Annotated in this window: 13 protein-coding genes; 11 read left to right on the top strand and 2 right to left on the bottom strand. The window is 65.3% G+C overall.

The window, feature by feature from the left end; translation table 11 throughout:
- Positions 1–169: 169 nt before the first annotated feature.
- Both xdhB and xdhA read right to left on the bottom strand, forming a co-directional pair.
- Positions 170–2,518 (bottom strand): xanthine dehydrogenase molybdopterin binding subunit, encoded by a 2,349-nt coding sequence (gene xdhB, locus ACTJKQ_RS23445; RefSeq protein WP_440598246.1) that lies wholly within the window; start codon positions 2,516–2,518, stop codon positions 170–172.
- A complete protein-coding gene (gene xdhA / locus ACTJKQ_RS23440; RefSeq protein ID WP_440598245.1) occupies positions 2,515–4,026 on the bottom strand; it encodes a xanthine dehydrogenase small subunit in 1,512 nt (503 codons plus the stop codon). Before xdhA ends, xdhB begins: the two co-directional genes overlap by 4 nt.
- 104 nt (positions 4,027–4,130) lie before the next feature.
- Here xdhA and ACTJKQ_RS23435 point away from each other — a divergent pair, with 104 nt between their 5' ends.
- The 11 genes from ACTJKQ_RS23435 (at position 4,131) to dcd (ending at position 17,548) form a co-directional block, all read left to right on the top strand.
- Positions 4,131–5,063: a LysR family transcriptional regulator gene (locus tag ACTJKQ_RS23435; RefSeq protein ID WP_121943578.1), complete on the top strand. Its 933-nt coding sequence runs from the start codon at positions 4,131–4,133 to the stop codon at positions 5,061–5,063.
- A gap of 79 nt (positions 5,064–5,142) precedes the next feature.
- Entirely contained in the window at positions 5,143–6,729 is a 1,587-nt protein-coding gene (locus tag ACTJKQ_RS23430; RefSeq protein WP_440598244.1) for an ABC transporter ATP-binding protein, read from the top strand.
- Entirely contained in the window at positions 6,722–7,795 is a 1,074-nt protein-coding gene (locus ACTJKQ_RS23425; RefSeq protein WP_116749156.1) for an ABC transporter permease, read from the top strand. Before ACTJKQ_RS23430 ends, ACTJKQ_RS23425 begins: the two co-directional genes overlap by 8 nt.
- On the top strand, positions 7,795–8,715 hold the full coding sequence (locus tag ACTJKQ_RS23420) for an ABC transporter permease (protein WP_056060799.1): 921 nt from the start codon (positions 7,795–7,797) through the stop codon (positions 8,713–8,715). The genes ACTJKQ_RS23425 and ACTJKQ_RS23420 overlap by 1 nt, the downstream gene beginning before the upstream one ends.
- 109 nt (positions 8,716–8,824) lie before the next feature.
- Entirely contained in the window at positions 8,825–9,991 is a 1,167-nt protein-coding gene (locus tag ACTJKQ_RS23415; protein ID WP_056060802.1) for a BMP family ABC transporter substrate-binding protein, read from the top strand.
- A 387-nt stretch (positions 9,992–10,378) separates the two neighbouring features.
- Positions 10,379–11,362 carry an aromatic ring-hydroxylating dioxygenase subunit alpha gene (locus ACTJKQ_RS23410; RefSeq protein WP_440598243.1) on the top strand — a complete coding sequence of 328 codons (984 nt, stop codon included), beginning with the start codon at positions 10,379–10,381 and terminating at the stop codon, positions 11,360–11,362.
- Positions 11,362–12,414 carry an adenosine deaminase gene (locus ACTJKQ_RS23405; RefSeq protein ID WP_056747408.1) on the top strand — a complete coding sequence of 351 codons (1,053 nt, stop codon included), beginning with the start codon at positions 11,362–11,364 and terminating at the stop codon, positions 12,412–12,414. Before ACTJKQ_RS23410 ends, ACTJKQ_RS23405 begins: the two co-directional genes overlap by 1 nt.
- A 215-nt stretch (positions 12,415–12,629) precedes the next feature.
- A complete protein-coding gene (locus ACTJKQ_RS23400) occupies positions 12,630–14,204 on the top strand; it encodes a methyl-accepting chemotaxis protein (protein ID WP_108498050.1) in 1,575 nt (524 codons plus the stop codon).
- A gap of 179 nt (positions 14,205–14,383) precedes the next feature.
- Complete coding sequence (locus ACTJKQ_RS23395; protein WP_440598242.1) at positions 14,384–15,484, top strand: BMP family ABC transporter substrate-binding protein; 1,101 nt, start codon at positions 14,384–14,386, stop codon at positions 15,482–15,484.
- Between the two features lie 112 nt (positions 15,485–15,596).
- Positions 15,597–16,895, top strand: coding sequence for a guanine deaminase (gene guaD, locus ACTJKQ_RS23390; protein WP_440598241.1), 1,299 nt, complete (start codon positions 15,597–15,599; stop codon positions 16,893–16,895).
- Positions 16,896–16,975: 80 nt separating this feature from the next.
- A complete protein-coding gene (dcd, locus tag ACTJKQ_RS23385) occupies positions 16,976–17,548 on the top strand; it encodes a dCTP deaminase (RefSeq protein ID WP_015012892.1) in 573 nt (190 codons plus the stop codon).
- Positions 17,549–17,608 lie beyond the last annotated feature (60 nt).

Below are 17,608 nucleotides of genomic sequence, written 5' to 3'. Positions count from 1 at the left end.
CTTTCTTTCGGCGACGCGAAAGAAAGGGACTCGCATGCCGGGCGACTCCCGGCCTCCGCCCTCAACCGAAGCATGCAGTCACACCCTCACACCAACCTGCGAAGAATGACGTTGATACAAAAACGATAGCTGCTAGCGCATATCCCACTGTCGCCAGCAGCCAAAAATATCACTCTCCCAACCGCCCCAACGCCTTCAGCACATTCTCTGCAGTCGCCGGTGCAGTCAACACCACTGGCGCCGCAGCATCCACGCCGCTACGCCCCGCCGCCACCGCATTGCGCAGCGCCTCATACACACTGATCGCCAGCATGAACGGCGGCTCCCCCACCGCCTTGCTGCCACCCACGTTGTCCTCCCGATTCGCCTCGGGCCACAGGTGGACGTTGAAGTGCGCCGGGATGTCGCCCGTGGCGGGAATCTTGTAGGTGCTGGGCGCGTGGGTGGCGAGGGTGCCCTTGTCGTTCCACACCAGCTGCTCGGTCGTCAGCCAGCCCATGCCCTGCACAAACCCGCCCTCGATCTGGCCGATGTCGATGGCCGGGTTGATGCTGTGACCCACGTCGTGAAGGATGTCCACCTTCAGCACGCGGCTCTCGCCGGTGAGGGTGTCGATGGCCACCTCGGTGCAGGCGGCGCCGTAGGCAAAGTAATAGAACGGGCGCCCGGTGAGGGTGGTCTTGTCGTAATGGATCTTGGGCGTGCGGTAAAAGCCGTCGCTCCACAGTTGGATGCGGTTGGCATAAGCGGCCTGCACCACCTCTTCAAAACTGCGCACCGTCTTGGGCGAGATCACCTGGCCGCCTGCAAACCGGATCGCGCCTGCGCCGCAGCCGTCCAGCCCGCACACGAACGAGGCCAGGTTGTCGCGCACGTTGCGCGCGGCGTACTGGGCGGCGCGGCCGTTCAGGTCGGTGCCGCTGCTGGCGGCGGTGGCGCTGGCGTTGGGCACCTTGCTGGTGTCGCTGGCCGTCACCAGCACGCGGTGCAGGGGCACGCCCAGCTCGTCGGCCACGATCTGCGCCACCTTGGTGTGCAGGCCCTGGCCCATTTCGGTGCCGCCATGGTTCACCTGCACGCTGCCATCGGTGTACACGTGCACCAGCGCGCCCGCCTGGTTGAACAGCGTGGCCGTGAAGCTGATGCCGAACTTGACGGGCGTGATGGCCAGGCCGCGCTTGACGACGGTGTTGTGCGCGTTCCAGTCCGCAATCTCGACCTGGCGTCGGCGGTAGTGCGAGGTCTGCTCGAGCGTGGGCAGCAGCTCGTGCAGGATGTTGTCTTCCACCGCCATCTGGTAGTGGGTGACGTGGCGGCCCGTGCTCGCGTCTTTGCCATACAGGTTGGCCAGGCGCACGTCCTGCGCATCGCGGCCCAGCGCGCGAGCGATGTCGCCCAGGATGGCCTCGATCACGATCACGCCCTGCGGGCCGCCAAAGCCGCGGAAGGCGGTGTGGCTTTGCGTGTTCGTCTTGCAGCGGTACGACGCGATCTCGACATCGCTCAGGTAATACGCGTTGTCGGCATGGAACACTGCGCGGTCGGCCACGGGGCCCGACAGGTCGGCGCTGAAGCCGCAGTTGGCGGCCATCTGGAGCTTCAGGCCCGTGATGCGGCCCGTGCCGTCAAAGCCCACGTCGTACTCGTACGCAAACGGGTGGCGCTTGCCGGTGACCATGAAGTCCTCGTCCCGGTCCAGCCGCAGCTTGATGGGGCGGCCCAGCTTGTTCGCGGCCACGGCGGCCCACACAGCCAGGTGTCCGGCCTGGGTCTCCTTGCCGCCAAAGCCACCGCCCATGCGGCGGCATTCCACCTTGACCGCGTGGTTGTCGATGCCCAGCGCGTGCGCCACCCAGTGCTGCACCTCGCCAGGGTGCTGGGTGCTGGAGTAGATCCACCACTGCTTTTGCTCCAGCGGCATGGCGTAGGCGATCTGGCCTTCCAGATAAAAATGCTCCTGGCCGCCGACTTCAAACGCTCCCTGCATGCGGTGCGCCGATTGCGCGAGGCCCGTGGCCGCATCGCCCCGGCGCACAAACACCGGCGGCAGCACATAGCTTTGCGCCTTCAGCGCGTCCTGCACCGTCAGCACGGCAGGCAGGGGGGTGATGTCGAGCTTCACGGCCCGCACCGCGCGGCGCGCTTGCATGACCGAGTCGGCCACCACCAGGCCGATCACCTGGCCGACAAACTGCACGCTGTCCAGCGCAAACACGGGCTCGTCGTGTCCGAACGCGGCCAGGATCTTGTCGCCGGGCACGTCGGTTGCCAGCACCACGCCGCGCACGCCGGGCAGCGCGAGGGCGGCGGTGGCATCCACCCCATTCAGGGTGCCGTGGGCCACGGTGGAAAGGATGGGCGCCGCATACAGCGTGCCCTTCACCTCCGGCAGGTCGTCGATGTAGTGCGCGGCGCCCGCCACCTGGGCGCGGGCGCTTTCGTGGATGTGCGACTGGCCCATGGCGGCGCGGGCGGGCGCGGGCAGGGCGGTCTCTGCGATGGTGTGGGGGGCGTTCATACGGCGGCCTCCAGCGTCAAGGTGTCCAGGCTGACCGAGGGCTGGCCCTGGCTCTCCAGCCAGTAGCGTTGCAGCAGGTTGCCCAGCACCTGGCGGCGGTAGGCGCCGCTGGCGCGCATGTCGGAGATGGGGCTGAACTCGGCCTGCAGCACCGCAGCGGCGCGCAGCGCGGTGGCCTCGGTCCAGGGCTGGCCGGTCAGGGCGGCTTCGGTCTGCCGCGCACGGGCCGGTGTAGCAGCCACGCCGCCCGCGCCAATGCTGGCGCGCTGCACGGTGCCGTCAGCGATGTCGAGGTTGAGCACCAGGCAGACGGCGGAGATGTCGTCGTCAAAGCGCTTCGAAATCTTGTAGGCCCGCAGCTGTTCTTGGGCCGAGGGGCGGGGCACCACGATGCGCACCAGCAGCTCGTCCGGCGCCATCACGTTTTGCCGATAGCCGGTGTACAGGTCTTCCAGCGGCAGCTGGCGCTCGCCCCGGGCCTGGCTGGCCAGCACCACCTGGGCGCGCAGCGCGATCAAGAGGGGCATGGAGTCGCCAATCGGCGAGCCGTTGGCCACATTGCCGCCCAGCGTGCCCGAGTTGCGCACGGGCAGCCCCGCAAACCGCGTGGCAAATCGATGCAGCTGCGGCCACTGTGCGGTGAGGGCTGCAAACGCGTCGGTCAGCGTGACCGCAGCGCCGATGTGGATGGCGTCGGGGTGCTGCGCCACCTGCCGCAGCTCGGCCGCGCGGGTCACATCCAGCACCTGGGTGTATTGCTTGTGCTGCTTGGTCACCCACAGCCCCACGTCGGTACAGCCCGCCACCACCTGGGCGCCTGGGTGGGCGGCGCGTGCTGCCAGCAGCTCCGGGAGGGTGGAGGGCACGATATAGGCCGAATCGGTCGCATGCGCTAGTGCATCATGCCTAAGCAGCTTCAATTTTTGTAGCACTTCGGCCTCGTTGACCGCCATGCCGGGCAGCGACGCCATCTGCTGGGCGGCATCGAGGATGGGGCGGTAGCCGGTGCAGCGGCACAGGTTGCCCGAGAGTTCTTCCTGCGCCAGTTCGCGGGTGATGGGTTGGCCGTGGCAGACATGGTTCTGGTACATGCCGAAGAGGCTCATCACGAAGCCCGGCGTGCAGAAGCCGCACTGGGAACCGTGGCACTGGACCATGGCTTCTTGGGCGGGGTGCAAAGTGATGGCTTGCCGCGCCGCAGCGGGGGCGTCGCCCACTGGCTGGATCAGCGGATCTTCCGCCAGGTCTTCCACCGTCCACAGTGCCATGCCGTCCACAGAATGGGCCAGGCGGATGCAGCTGTTCACGGCGCTGTAGTGCAGCTGGCCGTCGCGTTCTTCGCCCAGCACCACGGTGCAGGCGCCACAGTCGCCTTCGCCGCAGCCTTCCTTGGTGCCGGTGTTGCCCAGGTCTTCGCGCAGCACCTCCAGCAGGGTGCGGTCGGGTGGTACATTGCCCAGCGCCACGGGCTGGCCTCGGCGCAGGAATTGCAAGGGTCTTGTTGTCATGACAAACGCCACTTCGATCTTGGATGGAAAGGTTCAGCAGAGGGTAGAGCGCACTACCGCCACCGGCATATGCGCAAGCTTATGGCACCCATGCCCACACCGCTATGAGAGACCACGCCCTTTTCGACAAGATAGACCTCCATCTCATAAGGGTCTTGCACACCGTGCTCACAGAACGCAGCGTATCGAGGGCCGCCGTCCGACTGGGCATGCACCAGCCGGCGGTGTCGGCTGCGCTCAAAAGGCTGCGCGACCTGTCGGGCGACCCTCTGCTGGTGCGCTCCGGCGCCAGCATGATGCCCACCGACGCCGCGCTGCGCATGGTGGAGCCCGCCGGGGCCATCCTGCGGGCGGCGGAGGCCCTGTTTTCGGATGCGCGTGGGTTTGACCCGCGCACGGCCACCCGCACCTTCCGCGTGGCCGCCAGCGATTACCTCGACCCCCTTTTTCTACCCCAGCTCGTGGCCCGCATCAAGGTCGAAGCGCCCTTGTGCCCCATCGAAATCCTGCCCCTGTCGGCCGACACGCACTACCACGCCCATCTCGCGCAGGGCGAGGTGGATGTGGTGATTGGCAACTGGCCCCAGCCGCCGGACGACCTGCACATGGGCCGCCTGTTTGGTGACGAGGTGGTGTGCCTGGTCGGCAAAGACCACCCCGCCGTGCGGCGCGGCTGGGACGTGGAAAGCTGGCTGGCCGCCGAACACATCGCGCCCACGCCCACCCACCCCGGCGCGCGCGGCGTGATCGACGCCCACCTGGACAGCCTGGGCATGCAGCGCCACATCACGGCGCGCTGCGCACATTTCAGCCTCATCCCCAGCATCGTGGCATCGAGCTTGCTTGTGCTGACCACCGGCCGCCAGTACTGCGAGCGGTATGTGGAGCAACTTCCGCTGGCTATATTGCCGTGCCCGGTGCCGTTTCCTCGGCTCATGTACTACCAGCTGTGGCACGCCCGCACGCACCACTCGGCGGCGGCCGCCTGGCTGCGAGATTGCGTGAAAACCGTGGCTGCTTCGCTACGAAAAGAATAGCTGCTTGAGCATGCTGAACAAGCGCCATGAGGTATTTTCATTCTTATAACAAGTTGTAAAACTGAGAGACAATCCCCGCATGAGTTCTCCCCCCAATCCTTCAGCGCCTGGTGCGGCGCCGCCACGGCTGCAGCTGGTGGGCATCACCAAGCGCTACCCGGCCGTGGTGGCCAACAGCGGCGTGTCGCTCACGGTGCTGCCGGGTGAAATCCACGCGGTGCTGGGCGAAAACGGCGCGGGCAAGTCCACGCTGATGAAAATCATCTACGGCTCGGTCAAGCCCGATGAAGGCAGCGTGTTCTTCAACGGCCAGGCCGTGCAGGTGCGCAACCCGCAAGAAGCGCGGGCCCTGGGCATCGCCATGGTGTTCCAGCATTTCAGCCTGTTCGACACCCTCACGGTGGCCGAGAACGTGTGGCTGGGCCTGGACAAGAGCCTGACGCTGGCCGAAGTGACCGGCCGCATCACCGCCAAGGCCGCCGAATACGGCCTTGACATCGACCCCCTGCGCCCCGTGCACACGTTGAGCGTGGGCGAAATGCAGCGGGTGGAAATCATCCGCGCGCTGCTCACCAACCCCAGGGTGCTGATCCTGGACGAGCCCACTTCGGTGCTCACGCCCCAGGCGGTCGAAAAGCTTTTTGTGGTGCTGCGCAAGCTGGCCAGCGAGGGTTGCAGCATCCTCTACATCAGCCACAAGCTGCACGAAATCCGCGCGCTGTGCACTGCCTGCACCGTGCTGCGTGGCGGCAAGGTGACGGGCGTGTGCAACCCGGCCGAGGAATCCAATGCATCGCTGTCGCGGCTGATGATCGGCGCCGAGCCGCCGGCGCTGGAACACCGTGCCGTGCAGACTGGCGCCACGGTGCTGCGCGTGCAGGGCCTGTCGCTGCCGCGCGCTGACCAGTTCGGCGTGGACCTGATCGACCTGCAGTTCGAGGTCAAGGCGGGCGAGGTGGTGGGCATTGCCGGGGTGTCGGGCAACGGGCAAAAAGAGCTGCTCTACGCGTTGTCGGGCGAAGACCAGCGGGCTGACGCGGCCTGCATCCAGGTGTCCGGCCAGAACGCGGGCCGCATGGGTCCCGGCCATCGCCGTGCGCTGGGCCTGCATTTTGTGCCCGAAGAGCGCTTGGGCCGGGGCGCCGTGCCCACCATGGGGCTGGCGCACAACCTGCTGCTCACCCGCACCAATTCGGTCGGCGGCAGTGGCTGGATCAAGGTGGGTGCGCTGCAAAAACATGCCGAGGACATCATCCGACGCTTCAATGTGAAGGCGGGTGGACCCAACGCAGCGGCCAAGTCGCTGTCGGGTGGCAACCTGCAGAAGTTCATCGTGGGGCGCGAGATTGACGCCAACCCCAAGCTGCTCATCGTCTCGCAGCCCACCTGGGGCGTGGACGTGGGTGCCGCCGCACAGATCCGGGGCTCCATCCTGGCCCTGCGTGACGCAGGCTGCGCCGTGCTGGTGGTGAGCGAGGAGCTGGACGAATTGTTTGAAATCTGCGACCGGCTGCATGTGGTGGCCAAGGGGCATCTGTCGCCCTCGGTGCCCCGCGCCGAGGCCACCGTGGAGCGCATCGGTGAATGGATGAGCGGGCTGTGGCATGCCGATGTGCAAGCGCACCTCGCACAACAGGCCAAGGCAGGGGAGGTGCAGCATGCTTAAGCTGGAACCACGCCCCCAGGCGTCCAAGCTCTGGACCTATGGCTCGCCCCTGCTGGCGCTGGCCTTTACCGTGTTGATCGGTGTGGCCCTGTTCATTGCGCTGGGCAAAGACCCGGTGCGCGGGCTGCAGGTGTTCTTCTGGGAGCCCATCAAGACGCAGTACGCCATTGGCGAACTCATGGTCAAGGCCACGCCGTTGTTGCTGATTGCGCTGGGGCTGGCCGTGTGTTTCCGCTCCAACGTGTGGAACATCGGCGCCGAAGGCCAGTTTGTCATCGGCGCCGTGGTGGCGGGCGGCGTGGCGCTGCTGGCCGACAAGACCACGGGCCCCTGGATCGTGCCCGCCATCCTGCTCGCCGGGGTGCTGGGTGGCATGGCCTGGGCGGGGCTCACGGCGCTGCTGCGCGACAAGTTCAACGCCAACGAAATCCTGGTCAGCCTGATGCTGGTCTATGTGGCTACGCTGGTGCTGGGCTACCTGGTCTATGGCCCGTGGAAGGACCCGATGGGCTACAACTTTCCGCAGACCAAGACGTTCGAGAAGGTCACGCAGATCCCGCGCCTGATGCAGGGCTCGCGCGTGTCCATCGGGCTGCTGCTGGCACTCGCAGGCGCTGGGGCCTTGTGGGTGTTCCTGTTCCGCACGCGGGCGGGCTTTGCCCAGCAGGTGGGCGGGCTGGCACCGGCAGCAGCGCGTTACGCGGGCTTTTCGTCGCGCCGCGCGCTGTGGACGGCGCTGCTGATCTCGGGCGGCGCCGCTGGCCTGGCCGGTGCGCTGGAGGTGGCAGGGCCCATCGGCCAACTCACGCCCTATGTGCCTGCGGGCTACGGCTTCGCGGCCATCATCGTGGCCTTTGTGGGGCGGCTGCACCCGGTGGGCATGATCCTCTCCGCCATCCTCATGAGCATGTTCTACATCGGTGGTGAACTGGCGCAGTCGCGCCTGGGCCTGCCCAAGTCGCTCACCGGCGTGTTCCAGGGCCTGCTGCTGTTCACGCTGCTGGCCTGTGACACGCTGATTGCCTACCGCATCCGCTGGGTCGGCAGCAAGAAAGGAGGTGTCTGATGGAGTCTTATGCACTGCTCATCGGCGCCACGCTCAGCGCGGGCACCGTGCTGGCCATTGCGGCCCTGGGCCTGCTCATCAACGAAAAGGCGGGCATCGTCAACCTGGGGGCCGAGGGCATGATGCTCTGCGCCGCCATTGCAGGCTTTGCCACCGTGGTGCACACGGGCAACACCTGGCTGGGCTTTGCGGCAGGCATGGCGGCCGGTGCCGTGCTGGCTGCCATCTTTGGTGTGCTGGTGATCTGGCTCAACACCAACCAGTACGCCACGGGGCTTGCGCTCAGTCTGTTCGGCGTGGGCTTCTCCGCGTTTGCGGGCATAAGCTACGTGCAGGCCAAGCTGCCCGAGCTGCCCAAGTACGCTATTCCCGTGCTGGGCGATGTGCCGCTCCTCGGGCCAGCGCTGTTCCAGCAGCACCCGCTGGTGTATCTCACCATGCTGCTGGTGGCGGGGTTGATCTGGTTTCTGTACCGCTCGCGCGCCGGGCTGGTGCTGCGGTCGGTGGGCGAATCGCCTGAGTCAGCCCATGCGTTGGGCTACCCGGTGCGGCGCATCCGGCTGGCGGCCGTGGTGGTGGGCGGGGCGCTGTGCGGTCTGGCCGGGGCTTACATCTCCACTGTCTACACCCCGCTGTGGGTCGAGGGCATGGTGGCCGGGCGCGGCTGGATTGCGCTGGCGCTCACCACCTTTGCCACCTGGCGCCCGGCACGGGTGTTGCTTGGTGCTTATCTGTTTGGTGGCGTGACCATGCTGCAGTTCCATTTGCAGGCCACGGGCGTGCAGGTGGCCAGCCAGTTGCTGAGCATGCTGCCGTATGTGGCCACCATCGTGGTGCTGGCGCTGATCTCGCGCAATCCGGCGTGGATCCGCATCAACATGCCGGCCTCGCTGGGCAAACCGTTTTATCCGGGCTCCTGAAAGGGCTAGCCCACCGGAAAATCTGGTTACCCTGCGGTAGATCGCACCATAATCATTGTTTTCGTCCCCCAACCTTTGCAAGTCCTACTTCTTCGATAAGGAAACCGACATGACTGATCTGCAGAAACGCTCCCTGCTCAAGGTGGCAGCGCTCTCCGCTGTGGCTGCTGCTGCCCTGGTGGGCTGTGGCAAGAAGGAAGAACCGGCACCGGCCCCTGCGCCTGCACCGGCCCCTGCCGCAGAAGCACCGGCACCCAAGCCCGAGCCACTGAAGATCGCGTTTGCCTATGTCGGCCCGGTGGGCGACGGCGGCTGGTCGTTCGCGCACGACAACGGTCGCAAGGCCATCGAGAAGGAATTTGGCGACAAGGTCGTGACGAGCTTTGTGGAAAGCGTGCCCGAGTCTGCTGACGCAGAGCGCGTGCTGCGCGACCTGGCCGGCCAGGGCAACAAGCTGATCTTCGGCACCACCTTCGGCTACATGGAGTCCATGCTCAAGGTCGCGGAAGACAACAAGGGTGTGAAGTTCGAACACGCCACCGGCTACAAGACGGCCGAAAACCTGCGCACCTATGACAGCCGCACCTACGAAGGCGCGTACATGGCCGGCATCATCGCTGGCGCCATGACCAAGTCCAACACGCTGGGTGTGGTGGGCTCGGTGCCGATCCCTGAGGTGATCCGCAACATCAACAGCTTCACGCTGGGTGCGCAGTCGGTCAATCCCAAGATCAAGACCAAGGTGGTGTGGGTGAATGAATGGTTCAGCCCACCGAAGGAAACCGAAGCCGCGACCAGCCTGATCAACGGTGGCGCCGACATCCTGTTCCAGAACACCGACTCTCCCGCCGTGCTCAAGACCGCCCAGGAAAAGGGCAAGCGCGCCTTCGGCTGGGACAGCGACATGACCGCCTACGGCCCCAAGGCCCACCTGGCATCGGCGGTGATCAACTGGGGCCCGTACTACGTCAAGGCCACCAAGGACGTGCTGGACGGCACCTGGGCTTCGGGCCAAAGCTGGTGGGGTGTGAAGGAGGGCGCTATCGACATCGTCTCCATCGCTGAAGACGTGCCTGCCGACACCAAGGCCAAGGTCGAAGCCGTGAAGAAGGGCCTGGCCGACGGCAGCTTCAGCATCTGGAAGGGCCCCATCGTGGGTCAGGACGGCAAGCCCGTGCTGGAAAAGGACGCTGTGGCCGACGACAAGTTCCTGGGCGGCATCAACTTCTATGTCAAGGGCGTGGAAGGCAAGATCCCTGGCGGCGACAAGAAGTAATTCGCACCGCGTTCATCAGCAGTTCTTGCGAGCTGCTGTGACAAAGGGCCGCCTTGGGGTGGCCCTTTTGTTTTGCAGGCGTGCTTGTGGCCTGCAGCATTGAGAACCTGTTCAAAGTCTTTTTGGAGTCGCACAAGTACCCTGCCGGGATGGGATGCAATGCGCGGTGCGCAGCCAATAGCCCGTGCTATTGGCAAGCTTTGCTCCTCCGCAGACCGCCCTGCAAGGCACTTGCCCGAAGGGTTGGAGTGAAATCGGGCGATTGGACGCCCCGGCTGCTTGCATGGGCATGAGCCCACGCGGCGCACCCAAAGCATCCGCTCATCCCGATTGCACTCCAATGCAATCTCCAAAAAGACTTTGAACAGGTTCTAAGGAGCAAGGACGATGTTGGAATCTACGTTGTGGCACCCGGTGGCACTGTCAGAAGCCGTGGCGGCGCAGGCGCCGCTGGCCGTGCAGGTACTGGAGCAACCCGTGGTGTTGTGGCGCGACAGCGAAGGCGCCGTGCTCGCGCTGGCCGACCAGTGCCCGCACCGGGGCGCCCGCCTGTCGCTGGGCCGCGTGACGCCCCAGGGCCAGTTGGAGTGCCCCTACCATGGCTGGCAGTTTGCGGCCGGTGGGCAATGCACGCACGTGCCTGCACTGCCCACCTTTGCGCCCCCGGCCACGCACTGCGTCCGCCATTTCGAGGTGCAGGAGGCCTATGGCCTGGTGTGGGTGCGCATCGTACCGGGCGAGCAGGGACTGCCTGGGTTTGCGGCGGAGGGGGATGCTCGCCTGCGCAAGCTCAACTGCGGTCCCTACGACGTGGCGGCCAGCGCGCCGCGCATCGTCGAGAACTTTCTGGACATGTCGCATTTCGGCTTTGTGCACGAAGGCTGGCTCGGCAGCCGTGAGGCGACGGCCATCGACGATTACCGCGTGGAGCCCACGCCCACAGGCCTCCTGGCCACGGGCTGCAAGGCCTGGCAACCGCAATCCAACCTGCATTCCACGGCGGCCGCCCAGGTCGAATACACCTACGAAGTCACGGCCCCCTATGGGGCCGTGCTGACCAAGGTGCCCGAGGCGGGCACCACGGCGGTCGATGGCTGGCGCGAGTCCATTGCGCTGTTCATCTGTCCGGTGACGCCGGTGCGCAGCCGGGTGTGGTTCCGCCTGGCCGTGGCGGATTTCGAATCGCCGGACGAGAAACTGCAGGCCTTCCAGCACACCATCTTCACGCAGGACCAACCCGTGCTGGAGTCGCAGACGCCACAGTGCCTGCCACTCGACCTGCGCGCGGAGTTGCATACCGCTGCCGACAAGGCATCATCTGCGTATCGCCGCTTTCTGCGCCAGAGTGGCATCACCTTTGGAGTCTGCTGATGTTCAAGATCCCCCCCATCTCCGCCGAGCGCCTTCCCAGCCTGCTGCGTGCCATGCCCAAGGCCGAGCTCCATATCCACATCGAGGGCTCGCTGGAGCCCGAGCTGATCTTTACGCTGGCGCAGCGCAATGGGCTGACGTTGCCCTATGCCAGCGTGGACGCCTTGCGCAGCGCCTATGCGTTCACCAATCTGCAGAGTTTTCTGGACATCTACTACGCCGGTGCGAGTGTGCTGCTGCATGAACAGGATTTTTACGACATGGCGCGCGCTTACCTGGGTCGTGCGGCGCGCGACAACGTGCTGCACACCGAACTCTTCTTCGACCCGCAAACCCATACCGCACGCGGCGTGGCGATGGAGACCGTCATCAACGGTCTGCACCGTGCCTGCCAGGATGCCCGCGCCGAACTGGGAATCAGCGCCACGCTGATCCTGTGCTTCCTGCGCCACCTGAGCGAGGAGTCGGCATTCGAAACGCTGGAGCAGGCCATGCCGCTGCTCGACAAGATAGTGGGTGTGGGCCTGGACTCCAGCGAACTGGGGCACCCGCCCGAGAAGTTTGCCCGCGTGTTCGCCCGCTGCCGCGAGCTGGGCCTGCACCTGGTGGCCCATGCGGGGGAGGAGGGGCCTCCCGCCTACATCTGGAGTGCGCTGGATGTGCTCAAGGTCGAGCGCATCGACCATGGCGTGCAGGCGGTACACGACGCTGCCCTGATGCAGCGCCTGGCGCAAGACCGCATTGCGCTCACGGTGTGCCCGCTTTCCAACCAGAAGCTGTGCGTCTTCCCCAACCTTGCAGACCACAACCTCGGCAAGCTGCTCGATGCCGGGCTGGCTGCCACCGTGAATTCGGACGACCCTGCCTACTTTGGCGGCTACATCAACGAGAACTTCACCCAGGTGTTTGCGGCCACGGGCCTCACGGCCAAACATGCCTACCAGTTGGCTTTCAACAGTTTTGAAGCCAGCTTTGCAGGCAATGCCGACAAGCGGGTGTGGGAGCACAAGCTCAAGGAAGCGTTCGAGCGTTGCGTGGAGCACGACTACTGAGCTTCGGGTAGCGCGCAGTGGGCTTGGGACATGGCGCCCGGGGGACTGTCGCCAGTGCGGCAGGGGCCTGATCTGGGTAAACCCTTAAAATAGTAAGTATTCGTTCGAATTGCTTCCGGCCCAGGCCCACGGGGTGATCCACCACCATGGCCCTTACCCTGCGCTCCCTTGTGGAGTGCACGGGTGCCGTGTTGCCCCCTTTTTTGGAGCCTTCCATGTTTCTCAGTCAAATCTCCATTGGCAAGCGCCTGACCCTGGTGCTTGGCCTCATCCTGGCGCTGTTTTTTGCCAGCAGCGTGGTGGCCGTGGTCAAGCTCAGCCAGCTGGGCCGGGAGATCGACGCCATGGTCAACGACAACATCAAGACCGAGCGCGCGGGCTCGGACTGGCTGCGCCACACCACATCGGGCGTGCAGCGTGCGGCAGCCATTGCCAAGAGCAGCGACGCGAGCCTGATCCCCTACTTTGCACCCGCCACGGCCGCGTCGATCCGCGATACCAACGAGCTGCAGAAATTCATCGAGTCCAAGATGGACACGCCGGAGAAGAAGCAGCTTTTTGCCAAGGTGGGTGACCTGCGCAAAGACTACCTGGCGGCCCGCGAGGAAGTGAGCAAGTTCAAGCAGGCGGGCGATGCCGAGAACGCCAACAAGGTTTTCACCGAGCGGTTTGAGCCCACCTCCCGCAGCTATCTGGCGGGTGTGCAGCAGATGGTGGATGGCCAGCGCGCCGAGCTCGATGCTGCCGGCAAGCGCAGCGAAGAGCTGCGTGCCCAGACCACGCTGCTGTTGCAGATCTGCACCGGCGTGTCGCTGCTGCTGGGCGCCTTGCTGGCCTGGCTGCTGACCACCAGCATCACGCGTCCGCTGCGCAAGGCCGAGGCCATTGCAGAGACCATCGCCAACATGGACTTGACGGGTGCCCCCCAGGCGAGCTACGCCAATGACGAAACCGGCCACCTGCTGCGCGCGCTGGATGCCATGCGCAGCGCGCTGCACCGTTCGCTGCAGCAAGTGCGGGGCGTGGTGGACAGCATCTCCACCGCCAGCACCCAGATCGCGATTGGCAACCAGGACCTGAGCGCGCGCACCGAGCAGACAGCCAGCAGCCTGCAGGAGACCGCCAGCTCGATGGAAGAGCTGACCAGCACCGTGCGCCAGAGCGCCGATTCGGCCGTGCAGGCCAACCAGCTGGCCGTGTCGGCGGCGCAGGTGGCCCAGCGCGGTGGCGATGTGGTGGCACAGGTGGTGACCACCATGGACGAGATCAACACCAGCAGCAAGAAGATTGCCGACATCATCGGCACCATCGACGGCATCGCGTTCCAGACCAACATCCTGGCCCTCAACGCCGCGGTGGAAGCCGCCCGTGCAGGCGAGCAGGGCCGAGGCTTTGCCGTGGTGGCCAGCGAAGTGCGCTCACTGGCCCAGCGCTCGGCCCAGGCGGCCAAGGAAATCAAGACGCTGATTGGCGTGTCGGTGGAAAAGGTCGAGTCGGGTGCTGCCCTGGTGCAGAACGCTGGCACCACCATGGGCGAGATCGTGAGTTCCGTGCGCCGCGTGACCGACATCATTGGCGAGATCAGCGCAGCCGCTTCGGAGCAGAGCCAGGGCATTGGCCAGGTGAATGTGGCGGTAACCCAGCTGGACCAGATGACCCAGCAAAATGCAGCCCTGGTGGAAGAGTCCACCGCTGCCGCCGAAAGCCTGAAGGATCAGGCTTCGCGCCTGGCCGAAGTGGTGGGTGCCTTCCGCCTGGGCGCGGGCCCGCAGGCGCTGCGGCTGAATTGAAATTGATGGCGGGGCTCTGTGCGCTGCTGCAGCGCACGCCCGCACTTGAATCCTGTTTTTAACCCGGCAGTCTTTGCAACACCACTCCATGTAGTTTTCGCACAGTCTGACCGTCCCGGTGGCACCGTTGTCCTGCGGTGCTTCCGTTCCATTCCATCAGGGCCATGTAGAGGAACACCATGTACAAAAACCTCGCTGCCACGCTCGTGGCCGCCTGTTTTTTCTCCCCCGTTTTTTCCCAGACCACGTCCGCCAAGGGTCATACAGCCGAGCCGGTCAAAGCCGGTTTTGTCTATGTTTCGCCCATCACCGAGGCGGGCTGGACGCGCCAGCATGACGAAGGCCGCAAGGCCGTCGAGGCCGCGCTGGGCAACCAGGTGAAGACCACGTTTGTCGAGAACGTGGCCGAAGGCGCCGATGCCGAACGCGTGATCCGCGACCTGGCCGCCACCGGCCACCAGATCATCTTCACCCCCAGCTTTGGCTACATGGAGCCCACGCTCAAGGTGGCGCAGGACTATCCGCAGGTGAAGTTCGAGTCCATCACCGGCTACAAGACCACCCCCAATGTGGCCGCCGCCAATGCGCGCTACTACGAGGGGCGTTACCTGGCGGGCATCGCCGCAGGCCGCATGAGCAAGACCGGCGTGGCAGGGTTCGTGGCCGGGTTTCCCATCCCCGAAGTGCTGCAGGGCATCAACGCCTTCGCGCTGGGCATGCGATCGGTCAACCCCAAGGCCACTGTCAAGGTGGTGTGGCTCAACGTATGGTTCGACCCGCCCAAGGAGCGGGATGCCGCCATGGCACTGTTCAACCAGGACGTGGACGTGATCGCGTTTCACACCGGCTCCACCGCAGTAATGGCGGCTGCGCAAGAGCGCGGCAAGATGGCCGTGGCCTATCACTCGGACATGCGCAAGACGGGCCCGGACGCGCAGATCGTGGCCGTGACGCACGAGTGGGGCAGCTACTACACCGAGCGCGTGCGCGCCGTGCAAAACGGTACCTGGAAAAGTGCCAACCTGTGGGGCGGCGTGCGCGAGGGCATGATCCGCGTCGGTGACTTTGGCACCCGGGTGCCAGCGGCCGTCCAGCAGGAGGTGCTGAATGCCCAAAAGGCCGTGGGCGCGGGCAAGCTCCAGCCCTTCCGTGCGGGCAAAGTGCCGGTGCGCGACAACGAAGGGCAGGAGCGCATTGCTGCTGGCCAGGCACTGCCGGATGCCCAGATATTGCAGATGAACTGGCTGGTGGAAGGCGTGGTGGGCAAGGTGTCCCGCTGATCCTGCAGGGCATATCGCCCATCGTTTTCACTGGTCGGCGCTCCCCGAACCCCATAGCCACTATGGGGTGCTGCATATACAAACGGCGCCCCCTGCCGCTAAGCTTGTCGCCATGCCTGTTTACCGTTCCGCCCTTTTGCGTTTTGCCGACGACGGCAGCGCCCTCTATGACGAAGATGGCCTGCTGGCCGTTGGCCCTGACGCTCAGGGCTGCCAGCGTGTGCTGGCGGCAGGCGCTTGGCAGACTCTCGCGCCACAATTTGCCGGGGAGCCTGTGGTGCATCTGCCGGGGCGTATCCTGGCGCCGGGGTTTGTGGACATGCACATCCACTTCCCGCAGACGGACGTGATCGGCTCGCCAGCCGATGGCCTGCTGCCCTGGCTGGAGAACTACACCTTTCCCCACGAATCCCGGTTTGTAGACCCCAGCTACAGCGCACAGGTGGCCGAATTTTTTGTGGCCGAGCTGCTGCGCAACGGCGTGACCACAGCCCTGGCGTTTTCGACGTCACACCCCGCGTCGGTGGATGCCCTGTTCACCGAGGCCCAGCGCCAGCGGATGCGCCTCATCACCGGCAAGGTGCTGCAGGACCGCCACTCGCCCGATGGTGTGCGCGACGACACCGAGCAGAGCCTCATCGACACCGAGGCGCTGATCCGGCGCTGGCACGGCGTGGACCGCCTGGGGTATGCCATCACCCCGCGTTTTGCGCCCACCAGCACGCATGAACAATTGCGCGGCGCGGGCGAGCTGGCTGCGCGCTACCCCGATGTGTGGATCCAGTCCCACGTGGCCGAGAACCGCGACGAGATCCGCTGGGCGCGCGAGCTGTTCCCCGCCGCGCGCAGCTACCTGGGCGTGTACGACGACTTTGGCCTGATGCGCGAACGTGCGGTGTATGCGCACTGCATCCACTTCGATGACGACGACCGCGCGCTGATGCGTGACACCGGCGCGGTGGCGGCGGTCAGCCCCACCAGTAACCTCTTTCTGGGCAGCGGGTTTTTCGACTACGCCGGTGCCGACCGCGTGGGGTTTGGCTATGGCCTGGCCAGCGACGTGGGCGGAGGCACCAGCTTCAGCCCGTTCCACACCATGCTGGCCGCGTACTACGTGGGGCGTGAGGGCCAGACCAAGCAGGGCCTGAGTCTGTCACCCCAGCAACTGTGGTGGCAACACACGGCGGGCGCGGCCAGGGCGCTGGGCCTGGCGGGTGTGGTCGGCAATCTGCAGCCGGGCTGCGAGGCCGATTTTGTGGTGCTGAACCCCGAAGCCACGCCGCTTTTGGCGCGCAAGACCCGCCAGGCGCGTAACCTCGATGAGCTTTTGTTTGCGCTGATCGTGCTCGGCGACGACCGTGTGGTGCAGCAAACGGTGATTTCTCAAGCAAAATACGGCTCTAGCGCTTGATATTCATGCGCTACCAGCTACGTATTTAATAGCGCCCGGCAGTCCACCACTGAGCGGGCCACAGCGCAGGGAGTTCTGCTATGAGCATCAAGAGCGACAAATGGATCCGCCGCATGGCGGCCGAGCACGGAATGATCGAGCCCTTCGAGCCCGGCCAGGTTCGCGAGGTCGAAGGCCGCAAGATCATCAGCTACGGCACCAGCAGCTACGGCTACGACATCCGCTGTGCGCCCGAATTCAAGGTGTTCACCAACATCCACAGCACGGTGGTGGACCCGAAGAACTTCGATGAAAAGAGCTTTGTCGATTTCGAGGGTGACAGCTGCATCATCCCGCCCAACAGCTTCGCGCTGGCCCGCACGGTCGAATACTTCCGCATCCCGCGCAATGTGCTCACCATCTGCCTGGGCAAGAGCACCTATGCGCGCTGCGGCATCATCGTCAACGTGACGCCGTTCGAGCCCGAGTGGGAAGGCTATGTGACGCTGGAGTTCAGCAACACCACGCCGCTGCCAGCGCGCATCTACGCAGGCGAGGGCTGCGCACAAGTGCTGTTCTTCGAGAGCGACAAGGACGACGTGTGCGAGGTCAGCTACCGAGACCGGGGCGGCAAGTACCAGGGCCAGGTGGGCGTGACACTGCCCAAGGCCTGACCAGGCGCACATGGCGGGCGGTGGCAGGGGTTGTGTCCTACACGCGCCATGCGCCTTGGC

Origin of the sequence: Acidovorax sp. 22279 (assembly GCF_052045435.1) — a bacterium.
Classification (GTDB): domain Bacteria; phylum Pseudomonadota; class Gammaproteobacteria; order Burkholderiales; family Burkholderiaceae_C; genus Acidovorax; species Acidovorax delafieldii.
The sequence above is the reverse complement of the archived record's forward strand: the minus strand, read 5'-3'. Positions and strand labels throughout refer to the sequence as shown.

Excerpts from the sequence above, each read along its gene's own strand:
- xdhB (WP_440598246.1), bottom strand. The coding sequence starts at position 2,518 with ATGAACGCCCCCCACACCATCGCAGAGACCGCCCTGCCCGCGCCCGCC.
- xdhA (WP_440598245.1), bottom strand. The coding sequence starts at position 4,026 with ATGACAACAAGACCCTTGCAATTCCTGCGCCGAGGCCAGCCCGTGGCG.
- ACTJKQ_RS23435 (WP_121943578.1), top strand. The coding sequence starts at position 4,131 with ATGAGAGACCACGCCCTTTTCGACAAGATAGACCTCCATCTCATAAGG.
- ACTJKQ_RS23430 (WP_440598244.1), top strand. The coding sequence starts at position 5,143 with ATGAGTTCTCCCCCCAATCCTTCAGCGCCTGGTGCGGCGCCGCCACGG.
- ACTJKQ_RS23425 (WP_116749156.1), top strand. The coding sequence starts at position 6,722 with ATGCTTAAGCTGGAACCACGCCCCCAGGCGTCCAAGCTCTGGACCTAT.
- ACTJKQ_RS23420 (WP_056060799.1), top strand. The coding sequence starts at position 7,795 with ATGGAGTCTTATGCACTGCTCATCGGCGCCACGCTCAGCGCGGGCACC.
- ACTJKQ_RS23415 (WP_056060802.1), top strand. The coding sequence starts at position 8,825 with ATGACTGATCTGCAGAAACGCTCCCTGCTCAAGGTGGCAGCGCTCTCC.
- ACTJKQ_RS23410 (WP_440598243.1), top strand. The coding sequence starts at position 10,379 with ATGTTGGAATCTACGTTGTGGCACCCGGTGGCACTGTCAGAAGCCGTG.
- ACTJKQ_RS23405 (WP_056747408.1), top strand. The coding sequence starts at position 11,362 with ATGTTCAAGATCCCCCCCATCTCCGCCGAGCGCCTTCCCAGCCTGCTG.
- ACTJKQ_RS23400 (WP_108498050.1), top strand. The coding sequence starts at position 12,630 with ATGTTTCTCAGTCAAATCTCCATTGGCAAGCGCCTGACCCTGGTGCTT.
- ACTJKQ_RS23395 (WP_440598242.1), top strand. The coding sequence starts at position 14,384 with ATGTACAAAAACCTCGCTGCCACGCTCGTGGCCGCCTGTTTTTTCTCC.
- guaD (WP_440598241.1), top strand. The coding sequence starts at position 15,597 with ATGCCTGTTTACCGTTCCGCCCTTTTGCGTTTTGCCGACGACGGCAGC.
- dcd (WP_015012892.1), top strand. The coding sequence starts at position 16,976 with ATGAGCATCAAGAGCGACAAATGGATCCGCCGCATGGCGGCCGAGCAC.